General features: G+C 74.1%; 18 protein-coding genes. 8 read left to right on the forward strand and 10 right to left on the reverse strand.

The genetic code is table 11. From position 1 onward, the window contains the following. Positions 1 to 86: 86 nt before the first annotated feature. Positions 87 to 317, forward strand: a complete 231-nt coding sequence (locus ACRWK7_RS15730; RefSeq protein WP_431857209.1) for a hypothetical protein — start codon at positions 87 to 89, stop codon at positions 315 to 317. A gap of 184 nt (positions 318 to 501) precedes the next feature. Further along, positions 502 to 999 (forward strand): hypothetical protein, encoded by a 498-nt coding sequence (locus ACRWK7_RS15735; RefSeq protein ID WP_431857210.1) that lies wholly within the window; start codon positions 502 to 504, stop codon positions 997 to 999. Positions 1,000 to 1,042: 43 nt separating this feature from the next. On the opposite strand, the gene ACRWK7_RS15740 is transcribed toward ACRWK7_RS15735, so the two are convergent. The 6 genes from ACRWK7_RS15740 to tsaD all read right to left on the reverse strand — a co-directional run bounded on the left by ACRWK7_RS15740 (position 1,043) and on the right by tsaD (position 5,249). Next, the gene (locus ACRWK7_RS15740) at positions 1,043 to 1,456 is read right to left on the reverse strand and encodes an EVE domain-containing protein (protein WP_431857211.1); all 414 of its coding nucleotides are present in this window, start codon (positions 1,454 to 1,456) and stop codon (positions 1,043 to 1,045) included. A gap of 16 nt (positions 1,457 to 1,472) precedes the next feature. Next, entirely contained in the window at positions 1,473 to 1,757 is a 285-nt protein-coding gene (locus ACRWK7_RS15745; RefSeq protein ID WP_431857212.1) for a YciI family protein, read from the reverse strand. Between the two features lie 70 nt (positions 1,758 to 1,827). Continuing rightward, on the reverse strand, positions 1,828 to 2,523 hold the full coding sequence (locus ACRWK7_RS15750; RefSeq protein ID WP_431857245.1) for a trypsin-like serine peptidase: 696 nt from the start codon (positions 2,521 to 2,523) through the stop codon (positions 1,828 to 1,830). A gap of 113 nt (positions 2,524 to 2,636) precedes the next feature. Further along, a complete protein-coding gene (locus tag ACRWK7_RS15755) occupies positions 2,637 to 3,653 on the reverse strand; it encodes an NAD(P)H-dependent glycerol-3-phosphate dehydrogenase (protein WP_431857213.1) in 1,017 nt (338 codons plus the stop codon). 46 nt (positions 3,654 to 3,699) lie between these two features. Further along, positions 3,700 to 4,179, reverse strand: a complete 480-nt coding sequence (locus ACRWK7_RS15760; RefSeq protein WP_431857214.1) for an N-acetyltransferase family protein — start codon at positions 4,177 to 4,179, stop codon at positions 3,700 to 3,702. Beyond that, entirely contained in the window at positions 4,176 to 5,249 is a 1,074-nt protein-coding gene (tsaD, locus tag ACRWK7_RS15765; protein ID WP_431857215.1) for a tRNA (adenosine(37)-N6)-threonylcarbamoyltransferase complex transferase subunit TsaD, read from the reverse strand. The genes ACRWK7_RS15760 and tsaD overlap by 4 nt, the downstream gene beginning before the upstream one ends. Positions 5,250 to 5,297: 48 nt before the next feature. Here tsaD and ACRWK7_RS15770 point away from each other — a divergent pair, with 48 nt between their 5' ends. From ACRWK7_RS15770 to ACRWK7_RS15795, 6 genes are all read left to right on the forward strand, one after another. Next, a complete protein-coding gene (locus tag ACRWK7_RS15770; protein ID WP_431857216.1) occupies positions 5,298 to 6,131 on the forward strand; it encodes a class I SAM-dependent methyltransferase in 834 nt (277 codons plus the stop codon). Positions 6,132 to 6,316: 185 nt separating this feature from the next. Next, positions 6,317 to 7,243, forward strand: coding sequence for a hydroxymethylbilane synthase (hemC, locus tag ACRWK7_RS15775; protein WP_431857217.1), 927 nt, complete (start codon positions 6,317 to 6,319; stop codon positions 7,241 to 7,243). Next, on the forward strand, positions 7,240 to 7,992 hold the full coding sequence (locus ACRWK7_RS15780; RefSeq protein WP_431857218.1) for a uroporphyrinogen-III synthase: 753 nt from the start codon (positions 7,240 to 7,242) through the stop codon (positions 7,990 to 7,992). Before hemC ends, ACRWK7_RS15780 begins: the two co-directional genes overlap by 4 nt. 130 nt (positions 7,993 to 8,122) lie before the next feature. Continuing rightward, entirely contained in the window at positions 8,123 to 9,643 is a 1,521-nt protein-coding gene (locus ACRWK7_RS15785; protein ID WP_431857219.1) for a COG4223 family protein, read from the forward strand. Further along, positions 9,640 to 11,004, forward strand: coding sequence for a heme biosynthesis protein HemY (locus tag ACRWK7_RS15790; protein WP_431857220.1), 1,365 nt, complete (start codon positions 9,640 to 9,642; stop codon positions 11,002 to 11,004). The genes ACRWK7_RS15785 and ACRWK7_RS15790 overlap by 4 nt, the downstream gene beginning before the upstream one ends. A 68-nt stretch (positions 11,005 to 11,072) precedes the next feature. Next, positions 11,073 to 11,696 (forward strand): HAD hydrolase-like protein, encoded by a 624-nt coding sequence (locus ACRWK7_RS15795; protein WP_431857221.1) that lies wholly within the window; start codon positions 11,073 to 11,075, stop codon positions 11,694 to 11,696. Position 11,697: 1 nt separating this feature from the next. Here the strand turns inward: ACRWK7_RS15795 and ACRWK7_RS15800 are convergent, their stop codons facing one another. From ACRWK7_RS15800 to ACRWK7_RS15815, 4 genes are read right to left on the reverse strand one after another with little or no spacing between them, the layout of a single operon-like run. Then, entirely contained in the window at positions 11,698 to 12,513 is an 816-nt protein-coding gene (locus tag ACRWK7_RS15800) for a class I SAM-dependent methyltransferase (protein WP_431857222.1), read from the reverse strand. 8 nt (positions 12,514 to 12,521) lie between these two features. After that, positions 12,522 to 13,781 (reverse strand): pentapeptide repeat-containing protein, encoded by a 1,260-nt coding sequence (locus ACRWK7_RS15805; RefSeq protein WP_431857223.1) that lies wholly within the window; start codon positions 13,779 to 13,781, stop codon positions 12,522 to 12,524. Positions 13,782 to 13,788: 7 nt separating this feature from the next. Then, positions 13,789 to 14,745, reverse strand: coding sequence for a protein phosphatase CheZ (locus ACRWK7_RS15810; protein ID WP_431857224.1), 957 nt, complete (start codon positions 14,743 to 14,745; stop codon positions 13,789 to 13,791). Positions 14,746 to 14,785: 40 nt separating this feature from the next. Beyond that, positions 14,786 to 15,109 carry a hypothetical protein gene (locus ACRWK7_RS15815; RefSeq protein ID WP_431857225.1) on the reverse strand — a complete coding sequence of 108 codons (324 nt, stop codon included), beginning with the start codon at positions 15,107 to 15,109 and terminating at the stop codon, positions 14,786 to 14,788. Positions 15,110 to 15,135: the final 26 nt, after the last annotated feature.

The raw sequence follows: 15,135 nt of genomic DNA on the forward strand, positions 1-15,135 counted from the left end.
CGCATACAACGGTGCTTAACCGCCCCTTAACCGGACTCGATTAGCCTCCCCGACCATCGAAGACCAGCAGTCGGACGGGGCTTTCCATGAGCAGGACCACCAGCGCGGACGGCAAGGGTGGGTCCGACATCGTCGGCCGGCTCAGTCAGATGAGCAACCGCACCAGCCTGATGGTGATCGACGCCACGCTCGGCGCCTTGCCGAAGGACGAGCAGGGCTACGCCGACGCGGCGGCCGAGATCCGGGCGCTGTCGCGCCGCATGATGCAGGCCGCGCAGGACTTCCAGGCGACCGTCGAGCCGGTTCCGGCCGAGTAGGCGGACCGGCGCGTCCCTGTCCTTTTCCCGACGCTTCATACCCCGCCACCACCGACGGGGTGCCACGTCCGCACGCGTGCACGCGCGTTTCGCGGAACAATTTTAGACATCGAAGCGTTCATAGGCGTGGAACACGGATGCCGGCGGCACGACCGGCACGCGCAACAGGGAAAAGGACTTACCCATGAAGGTCTTTGCCTGCATGGCCTTCGCCGTGGCGATGGCCGCCGGTGCAGCGTCGGCGCAGGGCGTGCCCGACGGCTCCTACCTGGAAACCTGCGGCAATGTGCGGATGCGCGGCGACACGCTGTCCGCCACCTGCACGAACCGCAACGGCGAGGGCATACGGTCGTCGCTGCGCAACGCGATGGATTGTTCGGGCGGCATCGAGAACATCAACGGGCGGCTGACCTGCACCGGCCAGGGCGGCGGCTACTATCGCGGCGAGCGCTCCGGCTCCAGCCGCGACGACGGCGGCCGCTACGGCTCCGCCGAGGGCTACGCGCCGAACGGCAGCTACCTGCGCAGCTGCACGGACGTCAGCGTGTCCGGCGACACGCTGTACGCCACCTGCCGGACCCGGGGCGGCGGGATGGTGCAGTCGGAACTGCGCGGCTTCCAGCGCTACCAGGGCGGCGACATCAGCAACTGCAACGGCACCCTGCGGCCCGGCCGCTGCTGACCTTTAAGGAAACGGGGCCCGCCGGCGCGCCGGCGGGCCCGTCTCACGCCTCGATTCCCGCCAGTTCGCAGACCCGCGCCCACTCGGCGTCGGTCACCGGGCACACCGACAGGCGCGACTGGCGCACCAGCGCCATGCCGGCGAGCGCCGGGTCGGCCTTGATCTGCTTCAGCGTGACCGGAGTCTTCACCGGCAGCACCGGCGTCACATCGACCATGCCGAAGCGGCCGGCCGCGTCGGACGGGTCCGGGTAGTATTCCCGCGCGATCTCGACCACGCCGACCACCTCCATCCCCTCGTTGGAATGGTAGAAGAAGGCGCGGTCGCCGACGCGCATGGCCTTGAGGTTGTTGGCGGCCTGGTGGTTGCGCACGCCGTCCCAGTGGGTGCGGCCGTCCGCGACCATGCGGTCCCAGGAGTACTTGAAGGGCTCGGACTTCAGAAGCCAGCGGGCCATGCGCGCCGTCTCCCCGTCAGGCCTTCGGGAACACGCGCCGCCAGGGGCGGATCTCGACCGCGTCGAACAGGCCGGCCTTGGCGTAGGGGTCGTTGTCGGCGAAGGCCTGGGCGGCGGCCGTGTCCTCGAACTCGACGACCAGCAGGCTGCCGACCATCGAGGCGCCGTCGTCGCCGAGCAGCGGGCCGGCGGCGAAGATGCGGTCCTTGTGGGCTTCCAGGTAGTCGAGGTGGGCGTTGCGGTTGGACGCGCGCACCTCGGACGCACCGGCCTTGTCGGTGCAGTGGAACATGAACAGCATGCTGGGGAACCCTCCGGTTTCTTGACCGCCCGGACGGTAGCGCAACCCGGGCCGGGCCGGAAGGGGCCGATCAGGGCAGGTGATGGGCGAACGTCGTCGCCGGCACCACCACGTTGGCGTCCGCCCCCACCGCCACGGCGATGCCCAGCACCTCCCAGCGGCCGTCGCGCCGGGTCAGCAGCGGCCCGCCGCTGGTGCCGCGGGTGCCCGAGCAGTCGTGCAGCACCAGCGGCGCCCCGCCCAGGGCGGTGCGGCCGGTGACCCGGCAGGCGGTGTCGGCCATCAGGCGCTGCGCCTTGTCCTGGTTGAACCCGCCCAGCGCCACCGGCAGCCCGAGCGGCGGCAGCTGGACCGCCAGCGGCAGCGCCGGCACCGGCGGCTCCGCGGACAGCGTCAGCAGCGCCCAGTCGGTGCCCACCGCGTCGCTCCGGGTGCGGTCGTAGGCGTCGTCCAGCGCGTAGCGCTCCACCGTGACGTGCGTGCGGAACGCGCCGCCCTGGTAGCCGAACAGCACGTGCAGCGCCTGCGCCGGGACCATGCGTTGGGTGTGCCGGCTGTACAGGCAGTGTGCCGCGGTGACCACCAGCCGCGGGGCGATCAGCGCGCCGGTGCAGTGCGGCCCGGTGCTGCTCTGCACCTTGGCCAGCGAGCGCCACGGCTCCTCCGCCACCGTCACCGGCACCCGCCGGTCGACCGCGCCGAGGCCCGGCAGCTCGGTGCGCGACTGCGCCAGGGCGGGCGGCGCCAGCAATGTAAAGATCAACATTGCCAACGCGATGCCCCCTCCCCACCCCTCCCCCGCTTGCGCGGTGGAGGGGGCAAGCGGCGGAGTTCCCTCTCCCGCGCAGCGGGGGAGGGTTAGGGAGGGGGCAAAACCCCTCACACCGCTTCCTCGCGGAAGGGCCGGGCCAGCAGGCCCTGGATGGTGTCGTCGACGCTGGCGCCGCGGTTCAGGATGGCGTCCACCGCCGCGCAGATCGGCACCTCGACGCCCAGCCGGGCGGCCAGCGCCACCACGGCGCGGGCGGTCCACACGCCCTCGGCCACCGAGCGGCGCTCGCCCAGCACCTCGTCCAGCGTGCGGCCCTGGCCGAGCGCCGCGCCCAGGGACATGTTGCGGGATTGCAGGCTGGAGCAGGTCAGCGTCAGGTCGCCCAGCCCCGACAGCCCCATCAGCGTCTCCGGCCGCGCGCCGAGGCGCAGCGCCATGCGGGTGATCTCCGCCAGCCCGCGGGTGATCAGCGCGGCGCGCGCGTTGTCGCCCAGCCGGCGCCCCTCGACCACGCCGCAGGCGATGGCCAGCACGTTCTTCACCGCGCCGCCGATCTGCGCGCCGACCACGTCGTCGGTCAGGTAGGGGCGGAAGGTGCGGCTGCCCAGCGCCTCGACCAGCGCGGTGCCGATGCCGGCGTCGCGGCAGGCCAGAGTCACCGCGGTGGGCAGGCCGCGCGCCACCTCGGCGGCGAAGGTCGGGCCGGACAGGATGGCGAGCGGCGTACCGGCGGGCAGCGCCGCCTCCACCGCCTCGCACATCAGCGCCTGGGTGTCGATCTCGATGCCCTTGGCGCAGATCACCGCCGGCGCGCCGGGCCTGAGGTGCGGCGCCAGGGTCGCGCAGGCCGCGCGCAGGTGCTGCGCCGGGGTGACCAGCAGCAGCGCGTCGCAGCCCGCGAGGTCGGCGAGGTCGGAGGTCGCCTCCAGCTCGGCCGGCAAGGGCACGCCCGGCAGGTAGTCGCGGTTCTCGCGGTCGCGGCGGATGGACTCGACCACCGCCCGCTCGCGCGCCCACAGCAGCGTGTCCCGCCCGGCGCGCAGCGCCGCCAGCGCCAGCGCGGTGCCCCAGGCGCCGCCGCCGACGACGCCGATGCGGTTGAAAGACTTGGCCTCCGCTGCCATTCCCCTGCCCCCGATGCGAGTCTGCCGTCTGTTCCGGGCCGGCTGTTTAGGACGCCGCCCCGGGCGCGTCCAGGGCCACCTTCATGCCCACGTGGGTTGCGGCGAACCCCAGCCGTTTGTAAAAGCGCTGCGCGTCGGCGCGCACCACCTGCGTGGTCAGCTGCATCATGGTGGCGCCCTCCGCCCGCGCCTCGTCCATGGCGTGGCGCAGCAGCGCCGAACCGATGCCGCGGCCGCGCAGCGCCTCGTCCACCCGCACCATCTCCACCTGGGCGCGCGGCACGCCGCGGCGCGACAGTCCCTGGATGAGGGTGAGCTGCAGGCAGCCGACGATCCGCCCGTCCAGCTCCACCACCAGCACGCGGTTGCCGCCCTGCGCGCTCATGCGGTCGAAGGCGGCGTGGTACCCGTCCGCCAGCTCCTCCGTCCACGCGTCGCGGCCGGTCGAGATGCTGTCGGACGCCAGCAGGCGCACCACCGCCTCGACATCGTCCCGGGTCGCGGTGCGGAACGTCACGGCGTTCATGCCTTAACTCCGGCGCCGACGTCCGGCCGGCCGATGGCGGGTTTGGCGGTGGGGTCGAGCGGCCAGCGCGGGCGCGGCGCGAAGTCGAGCGTGTCGGTCTGGCCGAGGCGCAGCCGCTCGATCCCCGCCCAGGCGATCATCGCCGCGTTGTCGGTGCACAGCCGCAGGGGCGGCGCCACGAAGGGCATGCCCTCCTTGTCCGCCAGCCCGGCCAGCCGCGCCCGCAGCGCCTTGTTGGCCGCCACGCCGCCGGCCACCACCAGCGCCCCGCCCTGCGGGTGCGCTGCCTTGAAGGCGCGGATCGCGCGCTTGCAGCGGTCGGCCATCACGTCGGCCACCGCGTGCTGGAACGCCGCCGCGAGGTCGGCGCGATCCTCCGGCGTCAAAGGCTTCGGCCGTTCCTCCACCGCGCGGCGCACCGCGGCCTTCAGGCCGGAGAACGAGAAGTCGCAGCCCGGCCGGCCGAGCATCGGGCGCGGCAGCGCGAAGCGGCCGGGGTTCGTCGCCTCGGCCGCCGCTTTCTCCACCTGCGGGCCGCCGGGATAGCCGAGGCCGATCAGCTTGGCGGTCTTGTCGAACGCCTCGCCCACCGCGTCGTCGATGGTGGTGCCGAGCCGCCGGTAGGCGCCCGGCCCCTCCACCACCAGCAGCTGGCAGTGCCCGCCGGAGACCAGCAGCAGCAGGTAAGGAAACGCCACGTCGTCGGTCAGCCGGGCGGTCAGCGCGTGGCCTTCCAGATGGTTGACGGCGACGAAGGGCAGCCTGCGCGCCGCGGCGATGGCCTTCGCGGTCATCACCCCGACGATGACGCCGCCGATCAGCCCCGGCCCGCCGGTCGCCGCCACCGCGTCGAGGTCACCCAGCCCGACGCCGGCCTCGTCCAGCGCGCGGCGGATCAGCCCGTCGAGGTGTTCCAGGTGGGCGCGCGCCGCCACCTCCGGCACCACGCCGCCGTACGGGGTGTGGTCGGCGATCTGGGAGAGCACGACGTCGGCGCGGATCTCCCGGGCGTCGGTGACGATGGCCGCCGCCGTCTCGTCGCAGCTCGTTTCGATTCCAAGGACGATCATGGCCGCCAACCTAGCCGCTCGGGCTTTCCGGGTATAGGGTCTCGTCTCATGAACAAGGGCGTGCCCGACGAGGATGCAACGATCCGCTACTACGACGGCGACTACCCGTCGCTGGAGATCGGCGACCCGCGCCCCGAGCATGTGGTGCAGCTGGAACGCATCGGCATCCTCGGCGATGTCGCCTGGTACAAGGAGGTGGCGGCCCAGGTGGGCGGCCCGGTGCTGGAGATCGGCGCCGGCACCGGCCGGCTGAGCATCCCGCTGGCCCGGATGGGGCTGGAGGTGTGGGCGGTGGACGTCTCGGCCGGCATGCTCGCCCAGCTGCGCGCCAAACTGGAGCGCGAGGACGCCGCGGTGCGGGCGCGGGTGCACGTGGTGCAGCAGGACGCCGCGGCGCTCGACCTGCCGGTGCGGGACGTCCCGCTGGCGCTGCTGCCCTTCAACACGCTGATGCTGATCCCCGACCCGGAGGGCGAGCGCGCCGCCCTGGCCGCCATCGCCGCCCACACCGCGCCGGAGGCGGTGCTGGCGCTCGACGTGATGAACCCGCTCACCCTGCCGCTGGAGCCGGAGCGCGCCGCCGCCCCCTCCGAGCCGCGCACCGCGCCGGACACCGGCAACCGCTACGTCCGCATGGCGATGAACACCGCCCTGGACGGGCAGCGCCGCCAGCGCGTCTGCGGCTGGTACGACGAGCTGCTGCCCGACGGCACGGTGCAAAGCACCGACTTCGCCTTCCGCTGGCGGATGATCGTCCGCGACGAGCTGGAGGCGATGCTGGGCGAGGCGGGCTTCGCGGTGGAGACGCTGGCGGGGGATTTCGAGGACGCACCGTGGACGCCGGAGAGCCGGAGGATGGTGGTGACGGGGCGGCGTGGCTGAGTCGATTGCCCCCTCCCCACCCCTCCCCCTCTGCGAGGTGGAGGGGGCAGAGCGGCGGAGTTCCCTCCACCGCCAGAGGCGGGGGAGGGCTAGGGAGGGGGCCGCCGACCGCCCCAACTGATTTCGGTCAAGGCATCCACGCCGGGGGTTTGCAAAGTGCGGACAACGGCATAGAAATCGGATCCATGACGACTCAGCTCCGCATCGGCACGCGCGGCAGCCCTCTGGCGCTGGCGCAGGCCCACGAGACCCGCGACCGTCTGATCGCGGCGCATCCCCACCTTGCCGCCCCGGGCGCCATCGAGATCGTGGTCATCAAGACCACCGGCGACCAGATCCTCGACCGCACCCTGGCCGAGGCCGGCGGTAAGGGCCTGTTCACCAAGGAGCTGGAGGACGCCCTGCTCGGCGACCGGGTGGACCTCGCCGTGCACTCCATGAAGGACGTGCCGACCTGGCTGCCGGACGGGCTGGAGATCTCCACCCTGCTGCCGCGCGAGGACCCGCGCGACGCCTTCTTCTCGCGCTCCGGCAAGGGCCTGGACGAGCTGGAGCCCGGTTCGATCGTCGGCACCGCCGGCCTGCGCCGGCAGGCGCAGGTGCTGGAGCGCCGCCCCGACCTCAAGGTCGTGCCGCTGCGCGGCAACGTGCAGACCCGCCTGAAGAAGCTAGACGCCGGCGAGGTGGACGCGACACTGCTGGCGCTGGCCGGCCTGCGCCGCCTCGGCCTGACCGACCGCATCACCGCGATCCTCGAGTTCGAGACCATGCTGCCCGCCGTGGCGCAGGGCGCCATCGGCATCGAGATCCGCAGCGCCGACGAGCGCACCCGCGCCCTGCTCGCCCCGCTGCACTGCGCCGAGACGGCGGCCCGCGTGACGGCGGAGCGGGCGCTGCTCGCCGCGCTCGACGGTTCGTGCCGCACGCCGATCGCGGCGCTGGCGCGGCTGGACGGCGACACCCTGGTCTTCGAGACCAAGGTGCTGTCGGCCGACGGCAGGCAGGTCTTCACCGCGCACCGCACCGGCAAGGCGGCGGACGCCGCGGCGCTGGGCGCCGACGCGGGCGCGGAGATCAAGGCGCAGCTGCCGCCGGACTTCTTCACCCCATGACGGAAGGGGGCCTGCGCCTCCTGATCACCCGGCCGGCGGAGGACGCCGAGCCGCTGGCCCGGCGCCTGCGCGACCTCGGCCACGCGCCGAGCGTCGAGCCGATGCTGGACATGGTCTGGCTCGACGGTCCGGCGCCGGACCTGGAGGACGTACAGGCCCTCCTTTTCACCAGCGCAAACGGCGTACGGGCGTTCGTCCGGCGTACGGACCGCCGCGACCGGCCGGTCTACGCGGTCGGCGACGCCACCGCCCGCGCCGCCCGCGAGGCCGGGTTCGACTCGGTCGAGAGCGCCAGCGGCGACGTGTACGCCTTGGCCGCGCTGGTGGGCGAACGCGGACGGCCGGAGGCCGGGGTGCTGCTTCATGTCGCAGGCACCACGGTGGCCGGCGACCTGTCGGGTCTGTTGGGGAGCAAGGGCTTCGCCGTACGCCGGGAGGCCATGTACGAGGCCCGCCCCTCTGCCGTTCTGGGAAGGGAGACCGCCGCCGCCCTGGCCGAAGGTGAGATCGACGCCGTACTGATTTTTTCTCCCCGTACGGCCCGTTCGTTTGTTAGGTTGCTGCGCGGGGCCGGGCTGCTCGACCGTTGTCGTACGGTCGACGTGCTCTGCCTCAGTCCGGCGGTTGCGGAGGCCGCCCGTACGTGCGACGCGGAACAGGTGCCGTGGAAAAGCGTACAGGTCGCCGAACGGCCGGAACAGGACAGCCTGCTCGCTCTGCTGCCGGGTCGGGGCCGCGGCGGGGCTTAGAGCATGCGTCCGACAGCTGGCCGGGCCCGCGAGGGCGCCGGCCGTTCACGGCGTTCCGCTGGGACGACGCTGGCCGCTCTTTGAGGAAACGCGTCGCCCATAACCAAAAATCGCGACCAAGAAGGCTTCCATGACCTCTCGCACTGGCTCCGAACAGCCTGAGTCGGATCCCAACGCCCAGCCGGCGTCGGACTCCCCCTCCACTCCCGGCGGCACCGCCGTCGAGCGCATCATCGAACGCTTCGGCGGCATCCGCCCGATGGCCCACAAGCTCGACACGCCGGTGACCACGGTGCAGGGCTGGAAGAAGCGCGGGGCCATCCCGCTGTCGCGCCACGCCGACCTGCGCGCCGCCGCCGCCAAGTACTCCATCACGCTCGACGAAGCCGACCTGGAGGCCGCGACCCCGGCCGAGGACCGGCACGCCGCCCCCGGCGACACAAAGCCGGCCGAGCCGGAGGTCATCGACGTCACGGCCACCGCCGCCGACCCCGTGGTCGATCCGGTGATCGCCGGCAGCACCCCCGAGACGCGCCTTGAACACACGGCGGCGGAGCCGCCGGCCATCGAGCCGCCGGCCGTCGAGCGCACCGCCCCGGCCTACACGCCGCCCCCGCCGGCGGTGGTCGAGCAGCGCTCCGGCGGCGGCTTCGCCACGGCGGTGTCGCTGCTGGCGCTGCTGGTCGGCGCCGCCGCGCTGACCGCGCCCTGGTGGTCGCCCGCCGTGCCCGGCTGGCCCAAGCCGCAGGCCGCCGCCCCCGCCGCTCCCGCCGCCGACCCGGCCGTGACCGCTCAGGTGCAGCAGCTGAACGACCGCCTCGCCAAGCTGGAACAGCGCCCCGCCCCGGCCGCCGCCAGCACCGCGCCGGTCGACCTGTCGGCGATCACCGCGCGCATCGACGCGCTGGAGAAGCGTCCGGCCCCGGCGGCCGCCCCCGTGGCCCCCAGCGTCGATCCGGCGGCGGTGAAGGCGCTGGCCGACCGCGTCGCGGCGGTCGAGAGCAAGCCGGCCGGCGACCCGCAGCTCCCCTCCGAGGTCGCCGCGCTCAAGCAGCAGGTCGCCACGCTGGCGCAGCAGGCCGGCGCCAAGGCCGACGCCGCGGCCGGCGCGCAGGCGCTGGTGCTCGCCGCCGGGCAGCTGCGCGGCGCGCTCGCCGGCAGCGGCCCGTTCCCGGGCGAGCTGCAGGCCGTCAAGGCGCTGGGCAGCACCGACGCCGAGCTGAACAAGGCGGTGGACGCCATCGCGCCGCACGCCGCCAAGGGCATCCCGACGCAGGCGCAGCTGGCCGACCGGCTGGAGCGCGAGGCCAGCGGCATCGTCCGCGCCGAGCAGAAAGGCGAGGGCGGCAGCTGGGTCAAGGACGTGACCGGCACGCTGTCCACCCTGGTGACCGTGCGCCGCCAGGGCGGCGAGGTGGTCGGCAACACCGCCGACGCCATCGTCGCCCGCGCCCAGGCCGCGCTGAACCGCAACGACCTGAAGACCGCGGTGGACGAGATGTCCACCCTCCAGGGCCCGGCCGCGCAGGCCGCAGCCGGCTGGCTGGCCGACGCCAAGGCGCGCCTGGCCGCCAACGCCGCGGGCCAGCAGCTCACTGGCCGGTCCATCGCGCTGCTGACGGCCGCGCAGGGCGGGAAGGTGTCGCAATGATCCGCGCTCTCTGGTTCCTCGCCAAGGTCGCCGTCCTCGTCGCGGTCGCCATCTGGCTGGCCGAGCACCCCGGCAGCGTCAGCGTCGCATGGGGCGGCTACGTCGTCGAAACCAGCTTCGCCATGATGGTGCTGCTGGTGGTCGGCGCGCTGGGCGCCGCCGCGCTGCTCTACCGCTTCTGGCGCGCCGTCGTCGGGGCGCCGGGCAGCCTGCGCCGCATGAGCCGCTCGCGCCGGCGCGAGAAGGGCTACCGCGCGCTGACCCAGGGCATGGTCGCGGTCGCCGCCGGCGACGCGGTCACCGCCCGCAAGATGGCGCGCAAGGCCGACGGCCTGCTGAACGAGCCGCCGCTGACCATGCTGCTGTCGGCGCAGGCCGCCCAGCTGCAGGGCGACGAGAAGGCGGCGCGCGACTACTTCCACGCCATGCTGGAGCGGCCGGAGACGGCCTTCCTCGGCCTGCGCGGCCTGCTCACCCAGGCGGTGAAGGCCGGCGACCGGGTGGAGGCGCTGAACCTCGCCCGCCGCGCCCACAAGCTGCAGCCGAACACGCCGTGGCTGCTGGCGACGCTGTACGACCTGGAGGCACGCTCGGGCGACTGGGCGGCGGCCGAGGGGTCGCTGCAGTCCGCCGTGCAGGCCGGCGCCATCCCGGCCGAGGAGGGCCGCCACCGCCGCGCCGCCCTGCTGCTGGAGCGCAGCTTCGAGGCGGAGCGGCGCGGCCGCAGCGACTCGGCGCTCTACCACGCGCAGTCGGCGCACGACCTGCTGCCGGGCTTCGTGCCCGCGGCGGCGCGTCTGGCCCGCCTGCTCGCCGCCGCCGGCCGCCACAAGCCGGCGTCGAAGACGGTGGAGCGCGCGTGGCGCCTCGGCCCGGCGCCGGAGCTGGCGGACGTCTACCGCGAGATCCTCGCCGGCTACGACCCGCTGACCCGCGTCAAGCTGTTCGAGAAGCTGGCGGCGCAGACGCCCGGCAACGTCGAGGGCCATCTGGCCGTCGCCCGCGCCGCGCTGGACGCCGAGCTGTGGGGCGAGGCCCGCGCCCACCTGATGAAGGCGCTGGAGGTGCAGCCGTCGCAGCGCGTCTACCGCCTGCTGGCCGAGCTGGAGCGCGCCGAGCACGACAACGAGGAGGCGGCGCGCAGCTGGCTCGCCCAGGCCGCCACGGCCAAGCCCGACCCGGCCTGGACCTGCCGCGCCTGCGGCGCGGTCAGCCACGAGTGGTCCGGCCTGTGCGGCCACTGCACCGCCTTCGACTCGCTGGAGTGGAAGACGCCGCAGGTGGCGCTGCACCTCGCCGGTCCCGCGGAACGGCCGGCCACCGCGGCGCTGCCGCCGATGGCCCCCGAACCGGCCCGCTGACGCTGGCCCTTCCCGCGAAAGGCCCCTTCCCGGCGGGAAGGGGCCTTTTCCTTTTGGCCGGATGCACGGTGTATTCGCTCGCCATCTTCGACTTCGACGGCACGCTGGCCGACACGCTCCCTTGGTTCGCCGAGGTGTTCAACGGCGTCGCCGACCGCTACCGCTTCCGCCGCATCGCGCCGGGCGAGCTGGAGGCGCTGCGCGGGGTCGAGAACCGCGCGCTGATGCGGCACCTGGGCATTTCCGGGTGGAAGGTGCCGTTCATCGCCGCGCACATGCGCAGGCTGGCGGCGCGCGACGCCCACCGGCTGCGGCTGTTCGACGGCGCGGAGCCGCTGCTGCGCCGCCTGCACGACACGGGCGTGACGGTGGCCATCGTCAGCTCCAACACCGAGGCCAACGTGCGCCGCGTGCTCGGCGTGGAGACCGCCGGTCTGGTGGCGCACTACGCCTGCGGCGCCTCGATCTTCGGCAAGCACACCAAGTTCCGCGCGGTGCTGGCGCGCGCCGGCGTGCCGGCGGGACGGGCCATCGCCATCGGCGACGAGATCCGCGACATCCACGCCGCGCGCCGCGCCGGCATCGCCTGCGGCGCCGTCACCTGGGGCTTCGCCCTGCCCGACGCGCTGAAGGCGCACGGCCCGGACGCGGTGTTCGAGCGGTTCGAGGAGATCGCGGAGCGGCTGGGGTGATCTACGGCATCGCCCGCAGCACCCACACCTGGTCCTTGTCCGGCCCCGGCGCGCCGCCCAGGAAGTCGCCGTGCAGCGCCTCCACCTCCAGGCCGCACAGCTCGGCGAGGTAGCGCGTCTCCGGCTGCGTCGCCCAGCGCACCGCCACCGTCTCCCGCCCGTCGGCGCGCACCGCGCCGTCCGGGGCGAGGACGGTGAAGCGCACGGTGGTGGCGACCGTCTGCGCCTCCAGGTCCGACACCTTGCCGACGATGCTCCAGCGCACCGTCTCGCCGCTGGCGGGGTCGCGGGTCTGGAGGATCTGCGGCGCCGCCGCGTCGGGCACGAGGTCGCGCGGCGACGGCGCGTACAGGTGCAGCACCAGCCGCCCGCCGGGCTCCAGATGCCGGCGCAGCGCCTCCAGCGCGGCGCGCGCACCGGCGGCGTCGGTGACGTGGCTGAAGGTGCGGTGCGGCACGAGGATCAGCGGGAAACGCCGCCCGAGGTCGAGCCGCGTCATGTCCTGCCGGACGAGGCGGACCCGGGCGCGGACCTCCGGCGGCAGCGCCGCGCCCTTGGCCTCGGCGCGCGCCAGCATGGCTGTGGACACGTCGACGCCGACCACCGCGTGCCCGGCCCCGGCCAGCGCCCAGGCGACGCGCCCGGTGCCGGTGCCGACCTCCAGCACCGGGCCGGCGCAGCCGGCGGCCAGCGCGCGGTAGAAGGCGAGGTCGCCGCAGCAGGCGCTGACGCCCGCGTCGATCAGCGCGCCCTCGACCACGTCGTAGACGGCGGCGCTGACGCTGCCCTCGCCGTAGTAGCCGGCCCCGTCCGCCATGGGCGCCCTCAGTCCCCGGCCAGACGGGTTCCGTCGAGGATCGCGCCGTCCAGCACGGCGCCGGTGTGGTTGACGCCGCTCAGGTCGGCGCCGGTCAGGTCGCAGCCGCTGAGGTTCGCCTCGGCCAGCGAGGCGCCGGCCAGCCGCGCCCGCACCAGCGAGACGCGCATGATCTGGTGCGTGGCGCCGATCGCCAGCGGCGACAGGTTGGCGCCGTCGAGCTGCGCGTCGATCAGCACCGCGCGCACCAGCGTCGCCCCGCGCAGGTCGGCGCCGCGCAGGTCGGCGGAGCGCAGGTCGGCGTGGTCGAGGTGCGCGGCCTGCAGCTGGGCGCCGCGCAGGTTGGCGCCGCGCATCTGCACCTTGTCGCCGCGCGCCAGCGTCAGCACCGCCCCCGACAGGTCGGCGCCGGTCAGGTTGATGCCGCCGAGGTCGAGCTGCCGTCCCACCTTGCCGCTGGAGCCGAGCCACAGCAGGTGCTGGCGCAGCAGTTCCTCCAGCGCCTCCGGCGTGGCCGGGGGCGGGGTCTCGTCCTCGTTCTCCACCGGCAGCGGCGGCAGCTCCTTGATCGCCATCGCCTCGGCGTCGGTGCGGGCGGCGTGGATCAGGTCCAGCTCGTTGAGGAAGGCGCCGTCCAGGCTGGCGCCGCGCAGGTCGGCGCCGGTCAGGTCGGCGCCGTGCATGTCGGCGCCGACGAAGTTGCAGTCGCGCAGGTCCACCCGCTCCAGCCGGGCGCCGCTCAGCGTCGCGTTGGTGAAGTCGGCGGCGCGCGCGAAGCTGCCGGTCAGCTTGGCCCGCTGCATGTCGACGTTGACCAGCCGCGCCGACGACAGGTCGGCCGGGCCGGGCTGGAAGCCGGCCACCATGGTCTCGCCGACGCTGCTCTTGATGACGGTGGAGGCGTCGCGCAGGTCGACCTCGACCATCGCCGCGCCCTCCATGTTGACGTGGCGGATGTTGGCGCCGCGCAGATCGGTGCGGAACAGCCGGGCGCCGCGCAGGTCGGCGCCGCGCAGGTCGGCCCCGAACAGGTCGGCGTGGTCGAGCACGGTGCGGTTCAGGTTGCAGTCGCGCAGCACCGCGCCGGCCAGATGCGCGCCGGTCAGGTTGCGGCCGGAGAAGTCCAGGCCGCCGAGGTCGAAGAACGGCAGGTTGGCCCGCGCGCCGCCCGGCCGGCCGTCGATGAAGCGCTGGTGCCGCTCGCACACGCGGTCGAGCTGCTCCTGCGTCAGGTGGATCCGTGTCTTGATCGAGCCGTCGTACGCCATGGCCGGCTCACGCGAACAGAGCGTCGATGTCGTCCTGCGAGATCGACGCCCCGCCGCCCGCCGGCTCGGCCGCCGCAGGCGGCGCGGGCGGCGGAGGTGGCGGTGGGGGCGGCGGCTTCTTCGCGGCCGGCTTCGGCTTGGGCGGCGGGGCTGCGGCGGGGGCGTCCTCGGCGCGCGACAGCACCGCCGGGTTTTCGGTCGCCATGCCGTCGAACAGCGCGTCGATGTCGTCCTGGCTGACGCCCTGCCCTTCGAGCTGCGGGCCGTTCAGCAGGTGCGCGTCGGGACGGGTATCGTGCAGCTTGCGGTGCGCCGCCGCGACGTCCGGCACCGGGGCGCCGGGGCGCTGCACGCCCCACACCTCGATCATCGCGTTCACCCGCTCCTCGATGTAGCGCAGCGTGTTGATGACCTTGGTGGTGCGCTGGCCGGTGATGTCCTGGAACGAGCACGCGGTCATGATCTCGAGGAGCTGCGTCTCGATGCCGTTGCCCAGCTCGGCCCAGTCCGGGTCGTCGCGCGGGATGCGCGACGCGTAGTCCTGGATGACGTCGGTGGCGTCGAGGATCTCGGTCGTCGCGCGCTCGGTGGACTGGACGATGGCGTCCAGCTCGGCGGTGGCGGCGAGGATCGGGTCGCTGCCGCCGTCGGCCGGGCGCAGCGCCGCCATGTCGCCGCGCGCCTGGTCGACGAAGCCGCGCAGCGCGTTCAGCTCCTCCTGGATGCGGGCGAGCTGGCCTTCCGCGGCGGGCGCGACGGCGCGCGGGGCGGCCTCGCCGGACGCGAGGCGGCGCACCTGCTGCTCCAGCAGGCGGGCGACGGAGTGGAACTCGTCCACCGCCACCAGCCGGACGCGGCGGTCGCGCATGCGCAGGAAGGCGCGGCCGCGCGAGGTCTGCGACAGCGCCTCTTCCATCTTCAGGTAATCCTGCTCGCTCAGTTCGAGCAGCGAGTCGTCGGTCATTCCCGGTTCCCGCACGAACGGGTGGCGAAGCTTCGGGACCTTAGCGTGACACGCCGATGGTCGTAAAGCCGCGCGAGGCCGGGCGCGGCTTCGGCGCAGGCTTTGTCTCGGGGCCGCCCCGCTTCTGCGACTCGCCGCGCCGCGCCGCCTGGCCGGCCATCAGCAGCCCCACCCACACCGGCGGCGCCCAGAAGAACGGCGCCATGGCGATCACAACCGTCGCCGGCATCAGCGAGGACGCGGCGCGGCTCATGTCCGCCCACGCCCGCAGCGCGGTCAGCGGGCCGAGCATCAGCGGCCCCAGATCCGGGACCGGCGGCACCGGCGGCGGCGGCGCGTCCATGGCCCGAGCACCCTTGGTCATCGTTCGATCCCTCCTGATTCGGCCCG

It is taken from the genome of Azospirillum sp., from assembly GCF_050789165.1.